Genomic DNA, 1,684 nt, shown 5'->3' with positions numbered 1-1,684 from the left:
GTCATGTCCATGACGCGCCCGCCGCACAAGGCCTAACGGCTCCGGGCGGCGCCGCCCCCGAAGAGTACAACCCCCGCCGGCCGGCATCCTTCCTGGAAGGGTGCCGGCCGTCGGCATGTCTGCACCGCAGGTCAGAACTTAGACCCGGGGCGGTTCCCCGCCGGCGGCTTCCCGCTCCTGCGCCGTGTACGCCGCCGCGGCCGCGGCATCCGCCATGCTGGCACCGCCGATCCGTGCCTCCCGCAACCGCCGCGTCTTGGCGGACTGGACGGAGAAGGCAGCATCGACGTTCCCGGCGGCGTAGGTCAGGGCGTCTTCGGCGCGGATGCCGAGGCCGCCGGCGGTCAATACGGCGTCCTGGTTGGCGCCCAAATACGTGAACTGCCAGCCCCACTGGCTCTGCTGCCGCTGGACCAGGGCCTTGACCAGCTCGCCCGTGGCCTCGCGCGAGGAGTTCTCGTGGCCGTCCGTCAGCACGGCCACCAGCACAGTGCCGGGGCGCTTGTCCTCCGGAAGGGCCGCCAGTTCCGCACCCGCTTCGCCGATCAGCCGGACCATGGCGTCGTGCAGGGCGGTGCTGCCCCGCGGCTGCAGGTCCAGGGCCGGCACGTCCTGGATGTCCACCGAGGCGTAGACGCGCTCGTAGGTGTCATCGAACTGCGCCAGCGACAGCCGGCACCGGCCCGCCACTGCCCGCTGTTCGCGGATGAACGCCGCAAACCCGCCCACAGTGTCATCGGCGATGGCGCTCATCGACCCGGAACGGTCCAGGAGGACGTACACGTGCGTCAGGGCTGAATCTGTCATGCTTCCCCATTTCCGGCCCCGACGGCGCTTCTGCCTCGTCGCGGGCCACCTGTTGCCAGCGGTATGGCTGGACAGGAGCAGGCTACGGCCGGGCAGCGACATTATTGCCGGCAACAGCCCAAACAACCCAAACAGCCCAAAGTTTCTTTTGCACTATTTATAATTTAGTGCAAAAATACACTTCATGGGAAACAGTGCAATTATTTCGGGCGGCCTCCGCGAGCGCAAGCGGGCCGCAACACGGGCGGCGATTACCGCCGTCGCGCGTTCCCTGACCGCCGAACGCGGCCTCAGCGGCTACACCGTGGAGGAAGTCTGCGAGCGCGCGGGCATCTCCCGCCGGACCTTCTTCAACTACTTCCCTGCCAAGGAAGATGCGATCCTGGGCCACGTCGACGACGACTTTCCGGAAGAGGTGGTGGCCCGGTTCATGGCGGGCGGCGCGGGTTCGCCCGCCGGGGAAATCTCGGCTTCACTCCTCGCCGACCTCGTGCGCCTGTCCCTTGATCTGTCCGAGCGGATGAGCGGCTCCGAGGAAGAGACCCGCCAGCTGATCGGGGTGATCAAGAAGGAGCCCCAGCTGATGCTGAAGATCATCGGCGCCACCGAGGAACGCGAGGCCGACTTTGCCCGGCTGCTCGCGGCCAGGGAAGGCGTACCTGCCGATCATCCCGTAGTCCGCATGGCCGTGGTCCTCCTCGGAAACGTCGCCAGGAAAACCAGCGCCGACTACTTCTCCGAGGGCAACGCCCGCCCCTACAAGGACTTGCTGCTGGAAAACATTGCAGCAGCCCGCACGCTCTTCTCCCTGCCGTTCACCATGTCCCAGTTCGACACAGTCCACTTCGACGGAGTCGAGTCAAATACAGTCCAGCCC

Annotated in this window: 2 protein-coding genes; one reads left to right on the top strand and one right to left on the bottom strand. The window is 66.7% G+C overall.

What is annotated here, in order from left to right; genetic code table 11:
* Window positions 1-138: 138 nt before the first annotated feature.
* The gene (locus LQV45_RS30430) at window positions 139-807 is read right to left on the bottom strand and encodes a vWA domain-containing protein (RefSeq protein WP_230010957.1); all 669 of its coding nucleotides are present in this window, start codon (window positions 805-807) and stop codon (window positions 139-141) included.
* 184 nt (window positions 808-991) lie between these two features.
* On the opposite strand from LQV45_RS30430, the gene LQV45_RS30425 reads away from it, so the two are divergent.
* Window positions 992-1,684 (top strand): TetR/AcrR family transcriptional regulator (locus LQV45_RS30425; protein WP_230010956.1); only part of this gene is annotated, 693 nt, incomplete at its 3' end.

Source organism: Microbacterium sp. Bi128, from assembly GCF_918698205.1.
The sequence above is the reverse complement of the archived record's forward strand: the minus strand, read 5'-3'. Positions and strand labels throughout refer to the sequence as shown.